This is a genomic window from Novosphingobium sp. PC22D (assembly GCF_002556635.1).
Taxonomy (GTDB): Bacteria; Pseudomonadota; Alphaproteobacteria; order Sphingomonadales; family Sphingomonadaceae; genus Novosphingobium.
The window spans coordinates 1-17,551 of record NZ_MWMO01000009.1; the positions used below are offsets into that span (position 1 = coordinate 1).

The window sequence follows — 17,551 nt, forward strand, 5'->3', positions numbered from 1 at the left end:
AACCTTGTGATTTCGATTACTTGGACTTCGATAAAACCCACGCTTTCCTGCGGGCTTCAGCGTTCTTCACCGGCGACTAGCTACGAATCACCGGCAAAGATCCGGGTCGCGACAAGGCAAAGAGGACTTCAGGCGTGCCGAGCAATCTACCGGAAACAGGGGACTTGGAGGCGGACGTCGCTGCGAACGGTTCCCGCATCGGCGGGGTGTCCGCCGCCAGCGCGGCGCTTGCGTGCGAGATCGAACGGATGGGGTTCTGAAGCGTGATAGAAACCGAACAGACCGTGCTGGTCGCGTGCGATATCGGCGACACCTGGAACTACGCGAAGGATTTCGAGCGCTGGGCCAGCATCATGCCCGGCTACCAGTCGTGCGAGATGGAGGACCAGGACACCTCGCGCTGGATTCTCAAGGTCGGCGTGGGCGCGATGATCCGGACGGTGACGGTAAAGGTTCACGTCGACGAATGGGCGGGGCCCGGGCGCGTCGATTTCTCGTTCGAGCTCGAAAAGGACCCGGTCACCGGCTCGGGCTCCTATCTCGCGGCGCCGGCCGAGAACGGTGCGGGCACGATGATGACGCTCGCCGTCCAGGTTCGCGGGACCGGGCCGATGGCGCCGATGTGGGAAGCGATGGGCGGGCCGGTGCTGCCCAAATTCGCCAAGGCTTTCGCCGAACAGCTCAAGGCGCGCATCGAGGCGGAGAGCCCGCGCGCGGCGGGCACTTCGGCCGAAGGGCAGACCGCGCAGGCGAAGCCGGTCGCCGCGCCCGCGCACGGTTCGCTCGCCGCTAGGTTTGTGGCATGGCTGCGCGCGATCTTCGGCAAGCCCGGCCACGGCGCCTCGCGTTGAGGCCGGGATTGCCGACAAAGGAGAGGAACCGAACAGATGCGACGCTTCACGCCCGAGCAACTCGTCACTGCCTATGAACTGGAGCAGCGTCTCTACGATTTCGCGGCCGAACTCGATCTCAACGATTCGCGCGATATCGGCCGTTTCTACACCGAAGATGCTGTCTTCGTGGCGGGTCCCAACCGGATCACGCCGCGTTCGGCCATCGTCAAATTCTATCAGGATCGGCTGGAGAACGTCGCCAAGTACCAGAAGGACGGCGCGCGCACCGGCCGCCACACCTTCCTCAATGTGCGCGTCGAACTGCTCGATGACGACAACGCCTATCTCCACTTCACCAACGTGAACTACGCCGGAGAAGGCGCGGCTCCGGTGGCCGGACTGCAAGGTCCCTCGATGATTGCCGATTGCCGGATGACATGCCGCAGGCAACCCGACGGAACCTGGCTCTTTTCCGAGTTTGCGCCCAAGGCGGCGCTGGTGGGCGAAGACGATTTCATGAAGCTGATGCTGTCGCTGCAGAGGGACTGACAGGGCGGTCCGTTACGGGAGCGGGAGGATTGCTTTTCGTATCGTCGGCAGCCGTCCGGCACCTGGAACGGCTTCGGCGTCAAAAAGTGGCGAGGCCGTTTGCGAGCGGGGCTGACGAGGGCCCGGCCCGCCGAACTGATCTTCGGCCGACATCGAGAACGAAACAGGAGAGGAATGCGCAGTGCCCCAAGGCAGGATCATCGACAATCGTCCCGACACCTGGGATCTCGAAACCGACCTCGTGGCCGTCGGTTCGGGCGCCGGCGGGCTGGCGGCGGCGGTCACGGCGGCGGAACAGGGCGCCAGCGCCATGGTGCTCGAACGCACCGACCACGTCGGCGGCGTCACCGCCTATTCGCTGGGCGAGGTGTGGATACCGGGCAATCATCTCGAACAGGAACTCGGGATCGAGGATTCGGTCGAGAGCGGCTTTCGCTACGTCAAGCGCCTCGGCATGGGGTACGCCAACGACGTGGCGATCCTCAACCAGTCGCTGCACGCGCCAGAGATGCTGCGCTATTTCGAGGAGACGATCGGGCTGAAGATGACGGTCATCCGCGACTGCCCGGATTACTATTACGGCCTGTCCAACGACAGCCTCTCCGAAGGGCGCCTGCTCGAGGTGGAGCCCTTCGCTGCCGAGGCGCTTGGCGAATGGCAGGAGAAGACCCGCGTCTCGCCGCACGTCATGTACAGCCTTACGCATGAGGACATCTTCGCGAACGGCGGTTCGGCGAACATCCGCAACTGGGACTTCACCAAGATGAGCGAGCGTCTTGCAAAGGACGAGCGCTGCCTGGGTTCGGGGCTCGTCTGCTACTTCGTGAAAGCGGCGATCGACCGCGCCGTGCCGATGCACACCGGTGTCGAGGTGACGGGCCTGATCGGCGACGGCGAGCGGATCGTCGGGGTCAGCGCGATCAGGGACGGCGCGGAGATTTTCGTGAAGGCGAACCGGGGCGTGGTCCTCGCGGTCAGCAGCTACGAGCGCAGCCCGGTGTTCACCAAGACGCTGGGCCAGCAGCTCGACGTCCAGTCGGTGATCATGCCCGAGGTCGACGGCGCGCACCTGCGGCTCGCGGGCAAGTTCGGCGCCCGCGTGGCGCGCGTGCCCGACGTGACCATGCTCGGGTTCAAGATCCCCGGCGAGGAGCTGCAGGAAGGCGTGCCGCTCTGGCGCAACGCGATGGCCTACGCAGGGCTGCCGCATTCGATCATCGTCAACAGCCGTGGCGAGCGCTTCGCCAACGAGGCGTTCTACCGCTCGCTCTACTATGCCGTCGATGCGATCGACGGCGCGACGCAGACGCACCCGAACTTTCCCTGCTGGCTGGTGCTCGATAGCCAGGCGCGCGAGAAATACCCGCTCGCTTCGATCATGCCGGGGGATGAGCTGCCGGAAGACGTCGGTGTCACCGCTGGTTCGCTCGGCGAACTGGCAAGCCGTCTCGGCATCGATGCCGAAGGGCTCGCCGCGACCGTCGCCCGGTTCAATATGCATTGCGAGAACGCCGAGGACCCCGATTTCGGACGCGGCAGCGTGGTCTGGGGCGCCTATATGAGCGGTGACCGCTTCCACGAGCCGAACCCCAATCTCGGCCCCTTGCTCAAGCCGCCGTTCTACGGAGTGCCGCTCAGCCGGCTCGCGAGTTCGGGAATTGCCTCGGGCGGGATCGTCGTCGACGAGCATTGCCGCGCGATGGGCTGGGACGGCGAGGTGATCGAGGGCCTCTATCTTGCCGGCAATTCGGTTGCCCGGCTCGACAACGGGGCGGTGATGCAGAGCGGAATGTCCAACGCGCGCGGCATGACACACGGCTGGCTCGCGGCGCGGCACGCCGCCGGGAAGCCGAGCGACCTGCTCGAAAAGGCAATCGCGCGAGGAGCGTTGAACCCGTCCGGCTAGACCGCAAGCTAGATCGCGAACGCGGGGCATCCGGACGCAACCGAGAAGACACGCGCTCCATCGGGATGCCTCCGCAGGCTCACCACCCCGGAGCCGCGCGCACGAGCGCGCGTACCGCCCTTCGCGCCCAGGCCCGGATCTCGGCCTTGCTCGTCGGTTTCGCCGCGATCAACTGATTGAGATACCAGCCGCGGATCATGTGGATGAACGCTTCGGCGACGTAGCCGGGGTTTTCCATCCTGCGGCCCTCAAGGCGCGAGCTGTCTTCGAGGAACTGCCTGATGCGTTCGACGCCGCGCTGCATCCTCGCCTCGGCCGCTTCGGCGAGTTCGGGGAACCTGTGGACTTCGCCCAGGATGACGCGGTTGAGCGCTTGCGTGCGGTGCTCGAAACTCGCGTCCAGCATGTCGATCGCGAACCGTTCGAGACCTTCCGCGAGATCCCTCGGGTTCGTATCGGAATGGAGCGCCCGATACGGCTTTTCATGGTCGATCTGGCTGAACACGACCGCGCGGAACAAGGCTTCCTTGGACGCATAGCGCGAGTACAGGGTCGTCTTCGACATGCGCGCGCGCTCGACAATCCGCGTCAGCGATGCGCCGGCGTAGCCGTACTCGACGAATTCGTCGAAGGCGACCGACAGCAGGAGTTCGTCGAGCATTTCGGCTTCGCTCGCTGTCGGACGACCGGTCGATCGCGTCTGTCCCAGTCTCATTTTGGCGACACTGGAACAATTTTGTGCGCACGTACAGACGCGCGTGCTTGACAATAAAATGATACGATCATGTACTGAGAGCGAAACGGCTCAAGACCGGCCATTGGAGAGGGAATTCATGAAAAAGTATCGCCTGCGTTCGCGTGCCTGTCGTCTGGCCGTGGCCGCCAGCATTGCAGCGACCAGCACCGCGCCGGGCATCGCGCTCGCGCAAGATGCCCAGGCAGCCTCGGTCGACGAGAGCGCCATCGTCGTGACGGCGCGGCGTCGCGACGAAAACGCGCAGGACGTGCCCATCGCGATCACCGCGGTAAGCTCGAAGACGATCGAGGAACTGCGCGTCGTCCAGGCGGAAGATCTCGAGATACTCGAGCCGACCTTCTCGGTGAGTTCATCGTCGGGCTACGTGAACAAGAACGTTTACGCCCTGCGCGGCATCCGCCCCACCGAATCGATCTATGGCCAGGACCCGACCGTCCAGGTCTATCTCGCCGATGTCGTCCAATCGCCCTCGCAGGGATCGAATCTGGGCTTTTACGACCTTGAGAACATTCAGATCCTGAAGGGGCCGCAAGGCACGCTGTTCGGGCGCAATACCATCGGCGGCGCGATCCTGCTCACGCCGCGCAAGCCGGGCTACGATTTCGCCGTCGATGCGATGGTCGGCGCGGGCTCGTTCGGCCTTTTCGAGACCGAGGTAGGTGTGGACATTCCGGTAGCGCCGACTTTCCGCCTGCGTCTGGCCGGCCGCACCATCGACAGCGACGGCTATCAGACCAACGTCGGCACCGGCGCCTTCAACGGCACGAAGTACGGCGGCGAGAAGACCCGCTCGATCCGCGCGACCATGGTCGCCGACCTGACCGACCGCATTCGCAACACGACGATGGTCACCTACGACGACAAGAACACGAACGGCCGCATCCAGGTGCTCCAGGCGATCAATCCCGACAATGCCCTCATCGCCGCCTATGCCAGCGTGTTCGGCACTGCCTTCCAGGACACTCTGGAACGCGCGCGGAACCGGGACATCAACGACGTCGAATCGAACCTCGACAACTATGATGATGTCGAGGCGTGGAGCGTTACCAACACCACCGTCGCGGAACTCAGCGGCGCGCTGACCTTCAAGTCGATCCTGAACTACCGCGAGGTGGATTCGCGGACCTCGATCGATCTCGATTCGAGCGAGGCAACCATCCTGCACTCGACCCCGCAATACGCCAATCTGGACCACCACAGCGTCGAACTGCAATTGCAGAGCGACGGCGACCGTTTCGACTGGACGCTCGGCGGCTTCTACTACCACGAGAAAGGCGAGGAGTATTCTCCCGGGGTATTCTTCCCGGCGCTGCTCGGCGCGATCAACCCGATCATCCAGCGCGGCATCGTCGACAACACCAGCTATGCCGTGTTCGGACAGGGCTCCTACAAGCTGACCGACAAGCTCACCGCAACGGTCGGCGCGCGCATGAACTGGGACAAGAAGGGCCTCACGCTCAATTCGTTCAGCGGTTCGACCTGCTCGCTTCAGGTCTACAACGATGCGACCGCCGATCCCAACGACCTGGTCCGCTTGCCGAACGACGACTGCTTCCTGCCGCTTTCGGAAACCTTCTCGAAACCCACCGGCAGCGTGTCGCTCGACTACAAGGTCACACCCGATGTCCTCGTCTACGCGACCTCGCGCCTCGGCTACCGTTCGGGCGGCTTCAACCTTCGCGGCGACATCCCCGTCGAATACGCGCCGTTCGGCTCGGAGACGGTGGTCGACCTCGAGGGCGGGATCAAGTCGGACTATTCGCTGGGCATGATGGCGATGCGAACCAACGTCGCGGTCTATCACCAGTGGTACAGCGACATCCAGCGCACCGTCGCGGTCGCCAACGCCGGCGGCAGCCCCGGCTCGGCGGTCGAGAACGCGGCCAAGGCGCGCGTCTTCGGCATCGAACTGAACCAGATGCTGCGGCCGACCGACTGGCTGACCTTCGATCTCAGCTACGCCTACATCAAGCCGCGCTACAAGTCGTACATCGACCCGGCGACGGGCACCGATCTTTCGGATACTCCGTTCCAGTTCACGCCGCGCCATTCGGGCAGCGTGCGCGGCACGATCGAGGCGCCGCTCGGCAACGATGCGGGCACCTTGCGCTTCGTCGCCAATGCATCCTGGCAGGACGAAATCTGGATCAACTCGCTGCACACGATCGAGACTATCCGCGAGCACCCGCCGGAAATCGTGCCCTTGCTCAAGCAGAAGGCCTACTGGGTCGTCGACCTCAGCGCGGGGTGGGACAACGTCATGGACACCGGCATCGACCTGTCGGCCTACGTGCGCAACCTGTTCGACGAGGAATACAAGGTCGGCGGCATCCAGCTCTACACCGGCGCGACCGGGTTCATCGCCGCCGCCTATGGACGGCCCCGCAGCGCGGGCGTGCAAATGCGCTTCCGGTTCTGAGCGCCCGGGCGGGTCTCGCGGGGGCGACGAGCGCGGACTGGGCCGGCGCCGGCCGGCAGGTCTCCTATGGTCGCTCGCCGAGCCAGAACGGACAGTTCGCCCCCTCGTCGGCCAGGTCGAGGCGCAGCATCCACCACCCCGCGAAATAGCTGGGGTCGTAGAGGCTCTCGCAGACCGCGCCGCAGCGTGAGGTGGCCTCGAACACGCGCATGACTCGCGAACGGGCGGGGGCGTCGACGCCCGGGGAATCACCAACGGCGGCGAAGCCGTTGAAGATCACGACGTGGCCGTTGCGCAGGATAATGTCCCCCTCGCGCAACTCGTGGATGCTGCGCACGGGCTGGGGACATGCCCGGTCGGGCCCGGCCGGAACCTGATAGCCCCGACCATCGGCGCCTCGCACGAGCCGGGGCGAGACCATCGTTCCGGTCGAACGGATGCGCAGGTCGAAGACCCGGGCGATCAGCGCCGAACAGTCGATGCCGAGCGGATAGTTGGCCTGGTCCTCGTGCCACTCCGGCTCGCCCTCCCCATGGCGTTGCCATTCCAGCCCCTCGCCGATGTGGCCGATGGGCGGAGGATTGGCGGCGTCGCCTCCGTAGCCCGCGGCGAGGCGCGCCGCGAAGCCCTCGGCGAGATCCGCGCCGCCGATCGAGTAAGGCACCGAACTCACCCACGCGCCCGGCAGGAGCCCGACCAACTGGCGCGGCTGCACCCAGCGCGCGCCACCTTCGGGATTGACCCGGTCGCGGACGGGAACGGGAAAGGCCGGTCCCGTGCCCAGCGCGCCGGTGTGGTCGGCGCCGATATCGCACAGCGTCCTGCCGTCGCAGGGCCGGTCCCAGGCGGTCCTGGGATATTGCCAGCGAAAGGCGATCTGCGCTTCCAGCGTTTCGCGCGCTTTCGCATAGGGCATCGCCGGAACGCGAGGTGACGCTGCGGCGAGTAGCCCATCGGCCTCGGGCGTCGAGGTGGGCCCGTCGCCATCGCCGACGGGCTCGGTCGCGATCGTTCGATCGACCAGTGCGATCCGGCCGCGCGCGGCGTCGCCCAGAGCAGCGAGGTCATAGCGCTGCAACTCGAACCGCCCACGACCGGGCCCGTCGGTGTTGGCGGCGGCGATCCATATGGCGTCGCCGTTCGGGCCGGGCGCTCCGGCGACATATTCCAGCCCCGGCTTCTCGAGCAGCGTCGCGATCGGGATCGAGTGGTCGGGGCGCAGTGGCGGGACGAGCGCGGTAATGATCCGCACCACCGTGCGCGGCGTGCCGCCGGCGGCATCGAAAACGCCGACGAACTGCGATGCCATCAGCCGCCCTCCGGCGCTGCCTTCGGCCTGTCCCGGACCGGCGTCATCGGCCTCGGCGCGCTCGTTGCCGACTTCGCTCCACCAGAGCAGGACGCGACCGTCCGACAGTTCGCCCGCGCGCCGGACCGCGAAGACCTGCCAGCCGGGGCCGGCTTGCGGTGCGATCCGGGCCAGCGCGCCGCCCGGTAGCGGATAGGAGGCATCCTCCGCGGCATGGCCCGAGCGGATCGGCGGCGGGGTGTCGTCGTGACGGTCAAGCGGGGCGATGGGAAAGCGGCAGGGTCCGACGATCGGCATCCTGGCCACGAGCGCCGGCGTGATCGTCATCGCCTCGCGAGCGCGCAAGTCGTAGCCTCCCGCGCCGTCGGGACCGTAAGGCTCGGCGATCAGGCGAACGCCGTCCGGCGCATGGCTGACGCGGCCGGGCGCGAAGGTGCGCGGAAACAGGCAGATGGCAGGCTGTCCGTGGATGTCGTCGGCCTGATAGCGGCGGATCTCCATGTTCCACGGATCGACGACGAGGATGTACGGTCCCATCGGGATGACGTGGCTGGGCCCTGCGCCGTCGGCGACGTCGCGAATGGTCACTCGGTCAGCGGCGGAGATCTCTGCGATCACGGAACCTCCGGGTTGCGCCAGGGCCGGGGCGGGCAGGGTCAGTGCCAGCAGGACGGTCGAGAAGGCGCAAAGACAAGACTTCAATTCGCGATCCACGTCGTGGCCGGTGACCTTGCCCGAAGGAAACAGCCGAGCGGGCGGCATGAGCTTTGTGCGAGCTTACGCGCGATTGCCCGCGATGTCGGCATGGTTCACGATGTCAGGGTCATAACCCGGATGCATGTCGCGTCGGACGGCCGCGCATCGGCGCAATGGCTGTTCGCCCAGCGGAGATTCGCCGCGCGAACTATCCTCCCGGCCATCTGGCGGTGCAGCAATTCGAGCAGAGCGTGTCGGCACCTCTCGGTGGCCAATGCGTTACTCACGAAACCGCGTACGTCGGCGCGGACCGAAACCCGGAGGCAGCGATGAGCATCACCATCAACGGCAAGGCGGTCGACCCGCCGGAAGATCCGCGAGTCTCGCTGCTCGATCTGCTGCGCGACCACCTGGCGCTGCCGGGGGCGAAGATGGGCTGCAACCAGGGTGCGTGCGGAGCCTGCACCGTGCTGGTGGATGGCGAGCGGGTGCTCTCGTGCCTGACGCTGGCGGCGCAGATGGAGGGGCGCTCGGTCACGACCATCGAGGGGATCGGCAGTCCTGATGTCCTCGCGCCGCTGCAGCAGGCTTTCGTCGAGCACGACGGCTTCCAGTGCGGTTACTGCACGCCCGGGCAGATCTGTTCCGCGCTGGCCATGGTCGAGGAACTGCGCCGTGGCGTGCCGAGCCACGTCACCGGCGACGTGTCGAGCGAGGCCATCGCCTTCAGCAGCGAGGAACTGCGCGAGCGCATGAGCGGCAATCTGTGCCGCTGCGGCGCCTACAACGGCATCATCGACGCGATTACCGCGACGTGCCGGGAGACGGCCGAATGACCCCGTTCAAATATACCCGCGCGAGCGATGCCGCCGATGCGGTTCGCAAGGGCGCGGCTACGGGCGTGAAATTTCTCGGGGGCGGGACCAATCTCGTCGACCTGATGCGCGAAACGATCGAGCGGCCCGGCGAACTGGTCGATGTCAGCGGTCTTTCGACCGAGATCGTCGAGACTGACGAGGGCGGCTTGCGGATCGGGGCGGGCGTGCGCAACACCGCGCTTGCCGAGCACCGGCGCGTGCGGACCGCCTATCCGATGCTGACTCGCGCAATGGTTTCCGGCGCCTCGGCCCAGATCCGTAACATGGCGACCGTCGGCGGCAATCTGCTCCAGCGCACGCGCTGCAGCTACTTTTACGACGAGGATGGATCGCGCTGCAACAAGCGCGTGCCGGGCGAGGGGTGTGACGCGATCGAGGGCTTCCATCGCGGCCATGCGATCCTCGGCGCTTCGGACGCCTGCATCGCGGTGCATCCTTCCGACATGTGCGTGGCGCTCGCCGCGCTCGATGCCGTGGTGCACATCGAAGGCGCCAAGGGTGCGCGCACCGTGCCGCTTGTCGACTTCCATTGCCTGCCCGGCGACCGGCCCGACATCGAGACCGTGCTCGAGCCGGGAGACCTGATCACCGCGGTCGAACTGCCGCCCATGCCGTTTGCTGCCGCATCGACCTATCGCAAGGTGCGCGACCGTGCGAGCTATGCCTTCGCGCTTGTCTCGGTCGCGGCGGCGATCGAGATCGAGGACGGTCAGGTGCGCGACGTGCGCATCGCGCTGGGCGGCGTCGCGCACAAGCCCTGGCGCGCGACGCGGGCCGAAGCCGCGCTGCGCGGCGCGCCGGCGGGTGAGACCGCGTTCGCGGGCGCGGCGGCCACCGAACTCGCCGGGGCGCGGCCGCTCGCCGACAACGCGTTCAAGGTCAGGCTGGCCGAACGAACGATCGTTTCGGTCCTTTGCGAATTGGCGGGAGTGACGGCATGAGCATCTTCGACGACGCCAAGCAGGCCGCGCAGGGACTCGTTCAGGCCGGGATGGCGAAGGCCGTCGCGCTCGCACCCGATAGCTGGGTGCCGGGGGGCAAGCCCGATCCGCTGATCCGCCAGCGGCACGGCGCGATCGGAAAGCCGGTTTCGCGGCTCGACGGTGCGCTCAAGGTGTCCGGCAAGGCGACCTTCGCCGCGGAGTTTCCCGTCGAGGCGATGACCTACGCGGCGATGGTCTATAGCACGATCGCCAAGGGCCGGATCACGCAGATCACGGTCTCCGAAGCCGAGACGGCACCCGGTGTGGTGGTAGTGATGACTCACCGCAACGCGCCGCGCCTCAACCCGCCGCCCGCGTTCCTCAGCGAGTCCAAGGCAGCGGCCGGAGACAGCCTTCCGGTGATGCAGGACGAGCGCATCTACTGGAACGGCCAGCCGGTCGCGGTGGTGCTCGCCGAGACGCAGGAGCAAGCCGACCACGCGGCCTCGCTGATCCGCGTCGGCTACGAGGCCGAGGAAGCGCAGACCACGTTCGAGGCCGCGCGCGAACAGGGCACGCAGCAGTCGCGGTTCATGGGCCAGCCGTTGCACGACGAGGTGGGCGATGCGCAGGATGCCTTCGCAAAGGCCCCGCACAAAATCGACGCGACCTATACGACGCCGCGGCACAACCACAATCCGATCGAACTGCATGGGGTGACGCTCTACTGGCGTGGGGACGGCTCGCTGCGGGTGCACGATGCGCAGCAGGTCGTCGCGCATACGGCCTATACGCTGGCGCGGACCTTCGGCATCGACGAGAAGCAGGTCGTGGTCACTTCGCCTTACGTGGGCGGCGGTTTCGGCAGCAAGACCTTGTGGCAGCACCAGATCCTGGCCGCCGCTGCGGCGCGGCTGGCGAAGCGACCGGTGCGCATGGTGCTCTCGCGCGAGGGGGTGTACCGCGTGGTCGGCGGTCGGTCGCCGACCGAGCAGCGCGTGCAGCTCGCGGCGACGGACGAAGGCAGGCTTACCGCGATCCTCCATCGCGGCCTTACCGTGCGGACCGCGCACAACGTGATCGCCGAACCGTTCATCCTGGCCACGCGCAGCCTTTATGGCGCCGAGACCTTCCTGCTCGACGTTCACCATGTCGACTTCGACATGCTCGGCAACACCTTCATGCGCGCGCCGGGCGAAGCGGTCGGCACGTTCGCGCTCGAAAGCGCGATGGACGAGCTGGCGCACGAACTCGGCATCGATCCGATCGAACTGCGCATCCGCAACGAGCCCGAGAAGGACCCGATTTCGGGGCTGCCCTATTCCTCGCGCAATGTCGTCGAGGCCTGGCGCAGCGGGGCGGAGCGCTTTGGCTGGGAGCGGCGCAATCCGGTGCCGGGAACCGTGCGCGACGGCGGGTGGCTGGTCGGCATGGGCTGCGCCACCGCGACTTATCCCTATCACCGCATGCCGGGCGGCGCGGCGCGGATCACCCTGTCGGCGGACGGGCGGGCCACGCTCGATCTCGCGGCGCACGAGATGGGGATGGGCACCTCGACCGCGCAGACCCAGGTCGCCGCCGACCGCCTCGGCCTGCCGATGGAGGCGATCACGTTCAATTATGGCGATTCGACGCTGCCCGGCCTGATCATGGCTGGCGGATCGCAGCAGACGGCGTCGATCGGGGCCTCGGTGATCGCGGCGTACAACAAGCTGGTGGGAGAGCTGCTCAAGCTGGCCGGCAACGATTCCCCGCTTGCCGGGCTCAAGACCGAAGAGGTCGGCAGCCGCGACGGCGGTCTGTGCGCGCTCGACGAGCCCGACCGATTCGAAACCTACGCCTCGATCCTCGCGCGGGCGCAGCGCGACACGATCTCGGTCGAGGCCGAGCCGCCGATGCCGCTCGAAACGATGCACTGGTCGATGCACAGCTATGGCGCGATGTTCGCCGAAGTGCGAGTCAATGCCGTGACCGGCGAGCCGCGCGTCAGCCGCTTCCTCGGCTCGTTCGACTGCGGGCGAATCCTCAATTCCAAGACGGCCGCCAGCCAGTTTCGCGGCGGCATCATCATGGGGCTCGGCCTGGCGCTGATGGAGGAAACCCAGTTCGACGAACGCAAGGGCAGGGTGCTCAACCCCAGCCTCTCGGAGTACCACGTTCCGGTGCACATGGACGTGCCCGAGATCGAGGTGATGTGGACCGACATCCCTGACCCTCATGCCCCGATGGGCGCGCGCGGAATCGGCGAGATCGGCATCACCGGCACGGGCGCCGCGATTGCCAACGCGGTCTACAACGCGACCGGACGGCGCGTGCGCGACTTGCCGATCACGCTGGACAAGCTGCTTTGACCTGTCGGGTCAGCGGATGATCAAAGGGTAGTAGTCGAAGGGCGCTACGCCTTGCGTGTCGCGGCAGGATGCGGGGCAGCGCCCCTGATCCAGAATGCCGTAGCGGGCGCCCAGTTCGGCGCCGATGAAGGTCCTGCCGCTCAGTTCGAGCATTTGCGGGTCCGCGTGGAGCGCCCAGATCAGGTGGCCGGTGAACTCGGGCGTCTCGAGATGATCGCGCAGATGACCGAACTTGTCGGGATCGGCCTCGATCATCGCCAGCAGCCGTTCGGTCGCGAGCGCGCCCATCCAGATCGAGAAGGCGCACACGTTCGCGCCGCCGTCGCGGAAGTCGACCGCGAAGTCGTGCGCCATCTTGTCCATCGCCGCCTTGTGCGCGCCGTAAGTCGGCCCCATCGAATAGTGCGCCGCGCCCGATGCCGAGGTGAACACGATCATTCCGTGATCCTGCCTCACCATCGCTCGCGCCGCGTGCCAGCTTGCCACGTAGCCGCTGCGGATGCCGACATCGAGCAGGTCGGCGAGCTTCAGCGGCTTTTCCCAGAAGTTGCCGGGCATGTTGTTCTCATCGTGGATCAGCGCGGCGTTGTTGACGAGGATGTCGATGCGGCCGCGTTCGTCCAGCACGCGCTCGAACAGCGCGGCGACGGCGCTGTCGTCGGCGTGATCGCAGGGCACGGCAATGCCGCTGCCCCCCGCCTCGCTGACCGCTTGCGCGGTCTCCATGACCGTGCCCGGCAAGGGATGGTCGCCCGGATTGACCGTGCGCGCGGTGACATAGACCGTGCAGCCGTGGCTGCCGAGAGCTATGGCGATCCCGCGTCCGGCCCCCCTGCTGGCTCCGGTAACGATCGCGACGGCGGCCTGATCGGGCATGCCAACTCCTTCACTTGCGGGGTAGTGGGTCAGTTTGAAATCTGACCTGCAATCTCGCGGTAGTCTTGCTATAGGGTTTGCATGAGCAAGGGTCTTTATTCGGTATATATCACCCCGCCGGGGAGGAATGCGACACCATTCGGGCCGGTAGAAGCGAGCCACGACGCGGGAGCGCTTCATGCGCTTGGCCAACTCGTCAGGGCTAAATGCGCCAAGCAGGACATCGATCCAGAAAGCAAACTGGAGCTGGTGTCGCCAGATGGGCGTTGGCTCGACGCTACTTCGCAGGTCAAGGAACACCTGACAGATGGGTAAGCCCCCGAAGCGCCCACGCGATCCTAATCAGCTTGCGAAGCTGATGGTCGATATTGCGGCGGGCGAAGAAGAAGACGAGAAACTATCGGCGAAAAAAAACGCGCGGCAAAGGGCGGCAAGGTCGGTGGGAAAGCCCGCGCGCGCGCTCTGACTCCTAAACAGCGTTCTGAAATCGCTCGCGCCGCAGCGCAAGCTCGCTGGAAGAAGAAAGGCTAGGCCGCGTCCTTATCCTCGTCGCCATAGAGACCGTTGGCGATCTTCATTTCCTCAACGTCATCCTCAAAGTTCAAGATGATCTGAATAGGCTCTTCGTCGGGATGGGCCTCGTTATAGTGCTCGGCCTTCATCGCCAACGCATAGCAGTCAGACTGGATCGAGCGTCGTTCTTGCTGGATGCTCTTCTCCACATGAGTGCGCGGCGCATCGTCGATATCAGCCCACTTGAACAGAGGAACTCCCTTATCGCCGCGTTCGCGCACGGAGATGTTGGCGCGATACTCGCGCCACGCTTTGTCCACCCGCTTTTGCTCACGGAGAGAGTCGGCAAGGTCTTTTACCAGACTGGCATTGAGGTCAATCGGACGCGGGGTCCATGATGGTCGAACAAGCCGAAGCCAAACCGGGAAAGCGCGGGCCTTACAAGAAGCGGACAGCGTAAAGCGGGGAAGCCTATCCTTGGGGGAAGAGAACTCCCCCGCCCTCACGCTACTGCGTAATTTCTAATACTACTTGCACCACAGTGACCAAGATTGAAATCCCGGTCAGCACAGTGTTGATGATTAGAATCAACTCCTTGCGCATCGCTATGCCTTTGAAAGCAGGATTGCTCTCGCGGGCGCACGATGCGGGGCGCTGCCAACATGTTTTTGAAACGCCGGGACGCCCTCAGCTTTGTTTCCTCACCCCTTCATATTGGTGTCGCCCGGAGTGAGCGCCGCCGACCGCATGTGCGGCTGCCGATCTTCTATCGCGCCTGACTGAGAATTTCAAACTGACCCACTACCACTTGCGGTGGTGCTTCACACGTTCGCGGTCAGCGCTTCGGGCCCGCCTTCAGTCTTGTGCGCGCGAAGGAGCAGCGCGACCAGCGTTCCCGCGACGGTCAGCCCGGCGACCCAGAGCATCGTCAGCCGGAAGCCTTCGGGCGAGGGGATGTGCGCTCCGTTCGGCGCGGTCAGCGTCGCCGTGGCGAGCAGCACCGCGATGACCTGCGCACCAATCGCCGAGGCCATGCCGCGCGTGACCGCGATCGTGCCGATCGCCTCGCCGGTCCGCGCCTCGGGCACGGTGCCGACGAGGATGTTGTAGACCGCGGCGTTGAGGATCGTGGTGCCGAACGAGATCACGCACAGGATCGAGATCACCTCGACCAGCGAGTTCGGCATGGCGAGGCCGAGGATCCAGCCGGCCGCGGCGAGTCCGCCGCCGATCAGCACGGTGATACGGTCGCCGTACTTGCCGGTGAGCAGGCCCGAGATCGGCCCCGCGAAGAACGACAGGAAGTTCGAAGGCAGCTTGGCGATGCCGGCGACCGTGGCGCTCAAACCAAGGCCTGCCATCGTCCACGTCGGCGACTGGGTATAGGTCGAGAAGATCATCACCACCTGCATCGTCCCCAGGCCGAGCAGCACCGTCAGCACGTTGGCGATCGCGACATTGCGCGTTGCGAGCAGGCGCAGATCGACGAAGGGTTCGCGCGAGTTGAGACTGCGGCGGGCCCAGTAGGCCATCACCGCCAGGCCAAACACGATCGCGCCCCACACCTTGGCATCGGCCCAGCCCGAGGCTTTCGATTCGCTGATGCCATAGAGGATCGCCATGATGCCGGGGGCGGGAAGCAGGCCCTCGATCCAGTCGATCGGCGCGTTGGGCGCGCTGCCCGCGCGGTTGGGAATCCAGATCCGGATTGCGATCCACGACAGCGCGAGCAGGATCGCGCTCGCCACGAACAGGTAGTGCCAGTCGAGGTTGTCGACGATCACTCCGCCGAGCACCAGACCGATCGCGACGCCGACGCCAGAGCCGGTGGTCATCAGGCCCACCGCGACCGGAACCTTGTCCCGCGGCAGTGCCTCGCGAATGATGCCGATCGAGAGCGGAATGACCGCGACCGACAGGCCCTGAAGCGCGCGTCCGGCAAGGACGACGCCGAAATTGCTCGTGGCCGCGCTCAGGATCGAGCCGACCGTCGCCACCGCCAGCATCAGCAGGATCAGTGACTTGCGTCCGCGAATATCGCCCAGGCGGCCGACCAGAACGCCCGACGCCGCGCCGATCAGCATGTGTGTGGTGACCAGCCAGCCGGCGGTGATCGGGTCGCCGAACTCGTTGATCAGGCGCGGCAGCGCGGCGTAGAGCATCGCGGATTCGAAGGTCGCCGCGATTTCCGCCAGGAACAAGGCGCCGACGATGCTCCAGTAGGTCGAGCGTTGCACCAGTCTCTCTCCCTGCGGCGCGTTGATCCGGGCCGCTTTCGGCCATGCCTAGGCCGCTTCGATCGGCACGCGCAAGGTCGCGCGCGTGTCCGCCCAGCGTAGCCTTACCTAGACGAGCCGGAACGTGGGCGGCGCGAACTTCGTCCCGGCGATATCGGACCGGCAGTGGTAGAGATGCGAGTTGGCCTCGGTAATCTCGCCCCCTTCCTTGAGCGTGTCGCCACCGTCCGAGGGGACTGCGGTGAAGTAGATGTCGCGCATGTCCGCGCCGCCGAAGCGCAACTGCGTGATCGCGCCCGCCGGCGTCGCGAAACGCGGCAGCACCGTACCGTCGGGCGCGATCCGCTCGACGTGGCCGGAGCGGAAACCGGTGATCCACAGATTGCCCTCGGCATCGAGGGTCATGCCGTCGACATCCTCCTTCTCGCACACGCTGCGCTGGTTGGAGAGCATAAGGTCCGGCCCGACATCGAAAGCCCATGCCCGGCGGAAAGTGTCGTTGCAGTAGAAACGCGCACGCTGCGCATCGTACATCAGCCCGTTGGTGAAGCCGATGCCGTCGGCCAGCAGGACGACCTCGCGTTCCGCCGTCAGCCGATAGATCGCGACGGGGCGGGGCTCTTCGCCGGCGATGACCCGCTCCATGTCGATCGTGCCGAAGAAGATCCCGCCGCGCCCGTCGGGGACCATTTCGTTGATCCCGGCGATCGGCTTGCCGTCGATCGCATCGAGCAGCCAGCCGGACTGGCCGCTATCGGGATCGAGCCACTTGATCCCGCCTTCTCCGGTCGCGAGCACCGCGCCGTCGCCGTTCACCAGCAGGCCGCCGGTCCAGCGACGATCGGGATCGAGCGAAGCGACAGGCGTTCCGTCGGGACGGACGCCGTGGACGCCGCCGGCGATGACGTCGCTGTACCAGATCAGGTCGCGCGCGTGATCGACGGCTAGTCCTTCGAGATAGACGCCCGAGGCCAATCTGGTGAAGGCCCGTGCCGCCGTTTCGATCATCTCATGCTCCCGCTCGGCTTAAGCTCTGTTCGTCGAGGAGGTGGCATCGGCGGGCGCAAGTCAAGCAAAAGGCGGATCGGGCGGGCGCGAACCGCGTCGGGTTATCGGGATCAGGCCGAGCCACCCGCCTTCTGGACAGCGGGCAGAATCAGCGCGACGGCGCCGAACCAGCCGGCGGTGATGAGACTGCCGGGCGCCGCGAGAAACGCCGCCGCGGAGGCCATGAATACACCGGTCAGCGCCAGTCCGGGAGCGGTGATGGTGTGTTTCATGGCGGCGGTGTCTTCATTCGTGGT

At 66.0% G+C, this 17,551-nt stretch carries 16 protein-coding genes; 9 read left to right on the forward strand and 7 right to left on the reverse strand.

Annotated elements, in window-relative coordinates; genetic code table 11:
* Positions 1–263: 263 nt before the first annotated feature.
* The 3 genes from B2G71_RS13835 (at position 264) to B2G71_RS13845 (ending at position 3,288) form a co-directional block, all read left to right on the forward strand.
* Positions 264–851, forward strand: a complete 588-nt coding sequence (locus B2G71_RS13835; protein WP_098106814.1) for an SRPBCC family protein — start codon at positions 264–266, stop codon at positions 849–851.
* A gap of 36 nt (positions 852–887) precedes the next feature.
* Complete coding sequence (locus B2G71_RS13840) at positions 888–1,382, forward strand: nuclear transport factor 2 family protein (RefSeq protein WP_098106816.1); 495 nt, start codon at positions 888–890, stop codon at positions 1,380–1,382.
* 181 nt (positions 1,383–1,563) lie between these two features.
* Positions 1,564–3,288, forward strand: coding sequence for an FAD-binding protein (locus B2G71_RS13845; RefSeq protein ID WP_168176358.1), 1,725 nt, complete (start codon positions 1,564–1,566; stop codon positions 3,286–3,288).
* A 79-nt stretch (positions 3,289–3,367) separates the two neighbouring features.
* Here B2G71_RS13845 and B2G71_RS13850 read toward each other — a convergent pair whose 3' ends face one another.
* On the reverse strand, positions 3,368–3,949 hold the full coding sequence (locus B2G71_RS13850; protein ID WP_168176359.1) for a TetR/AcrR family transcriptional regulator: 582 nt from the start codon (positions 3,947–3,949) through the stop codon (positions 3,368–3,370).
* 172 nt (positions 3,950–4,121) lie between these two features.
* On the opposite strand from B2G71_RS13850, the gene B2G71_RS13855 reads away from it, so the two are divergent.
* On the forward strand, positions 4,122–6,464 hold the full coding sequence (locus B2G71_RS13855; RefSeq protein WP_168176360.1) for a TonB-dependent receptor: 2,343 nt from the start codon (positions 4,122–4,124) through the stop codon (positions 6,462–6,464).
* A 64-nt stretch (positions 6,465–6,528) separates the two neighbouring features.
* On the opposite strand, the gene B2G71_RS13860 is transcribed toward B2G71_RS13855, so the two are convergent.
* On the reverse strand, positions 6,529–8,391 hold the full coding sequence (locus tag B2G71_RS13860; protein WP_168176361.1) for a hypothetical protein: 1,863 nt from the start codon (positions 8,389–8,391) through the stop codon (positions 6,529–6,531).
* A 407-nt stretch (positions 8,392–8,798) separates the two neighbouring features.
* On the opposite strand from B2G71_RS13860, the gene B2G71_RS13865 reads away from it, so the two are divergent.
* From B2G71_RS13865 to B2G71_RS13875, 3 genes are read left to right on the forward strand one after another with little or no spacing between them, the layout of a single operon-like run.
* Entirely contained in the window at positions 8,799–9,305 is a 507-nt protein-coding gene (locus tag B2G71_RS13865) for a 2Fe-2S iron-sulfur cluster-binding protein (RefSeq protein WP_098106827.1), read from the forward strand.
* Entirely contained in the window at positions 9,302–10,288 is a 987-nt protein-coding gene (locus B2G71_RS13870) for a xanthine dehydrogenase family protein subunit M (RefSeq protein WP_098106829.1), read from the forward strand. Before B2G71_RS13865 ends, B2G71_RS13870 begins: the two co-directional genes overlap by 4 nt.
* Positions 10,285–12,621 carry a xanthine dehydrogenase family protein molybdopterin-binding subunit gene (locus tag B2G71_RS13875; protein ID WP_098106830.1) on the forward strand — a complete coding sequence of 779 codons (2,337 nt, stop codon included), beginning with the start codon at positions 10,285–10,287 and terminating at the stop codon, positions 12,619–12,621. The genes B2G71_RS13870 and B2G71_RS13875 overlap by 4 nt, the downstream gene beginning before the upstream one ends.
* A gap of 9 nt (positions 12,622–12,630) precedes the next feature.
* Here the strand turns inward: B2G71_RS13875 and B2G71_RS13880 are convergent, their stop codons facing one another.
* Positions 12,631–13,497, reverse strand: coding sequence for an SDR family NAD(P)-dependent oxidoreductase (locus tag B2G71_RS13880; RefSeq protein WP_098106831.1), 867 nt, complete (start codon positions 13,495–13,497; stop codon positions 12,631–12,633).
* A gap of 81 nt (positions 13,498–13,578) precedes the next feature.
* Here B2G71_RS13880 and B2G71_RS23785 point away from each other — a divergent pair, with 81 nt between their 5' ends.
* Positions 13,579–13,812 carry a hypothetical protein gene (locus B2G71_RS23785; protein ID WP_141521575.1) on the forward strand — a complete coding sequence of 78 codons (234 nt, stop codon included), beginning with the start codon at positions 13,579–13,581 and terminating at the stop codon, positions 13,810–13,812.
* On the forward strand, positions 13,805–13,963 hold the full coding sequence (locus B2G71_RS13885; RefSeq protein ID WP_206049408.1) for a hypothetical protein: 159 nt from the start codon (positions 13,805–13,807) through the stop codon (positions 13,961–13,963). Before B2G71_RS23785 ends, B2G71_RS13885 begins: the two co-directional genes overlap by 8 nt.
* 61 nt (positions 13,964–14,024) lie before the next feature.
* Here the strand turns inward: B2G71_RS13885 and B2G71_RS13890 are convergent, their stop codons facing one another.
* From B2G71_RS13890 to B2G71_RS24120, 4 genes are all read right to left on the reverse strand, one after another.
* Positions 14,025–14,330: a hypothetical protein gene (locus tag B2G71_RS13890; RefSeq protein WP_098106833.1), complete on the reverse strand. Its 306-nt coding sequence runs from the start codon at positions 14,328–14,330 to the stop codon at positions 14,025–14,027.
* Between the two features lie 501 nt (positions 14,331–14,831).
* Positions 14,832–16,247: an MFS transporter gene (locus B2G71_RS13895; protein WP_098106835.1), complete on the reverse strand. Its 1,416-nt coding sequence runs from the start codon at positions 16,245–16,247 to the stop codon at positions 14,832–14,834.
* Between the two features lie 108 nt (positions 16,248–16,355).
* Positions 16,356–17,255, reverse strand: coding sequence for an SMP-30/gluconolactonase/LRE family protein (locus B2G71_RS13900; protein ID WP_098106837.1), 900 nt, complete (start codon positions 17,253–17,255; stop codon positions 16,356–16,358).
* Positions 17,256–17,365: 110 nt separating this feature from the next.
* Entirely contained in the window at positions 17,366–17,527 is a 162-nt protein-coding gene (locus tag B2G71_RS24120) for a hypothetical protein (protein WP_168176362.1), read from the reverse strand.
* Positions 17,528–17,551: the final 24 nt, after the last annotated feature.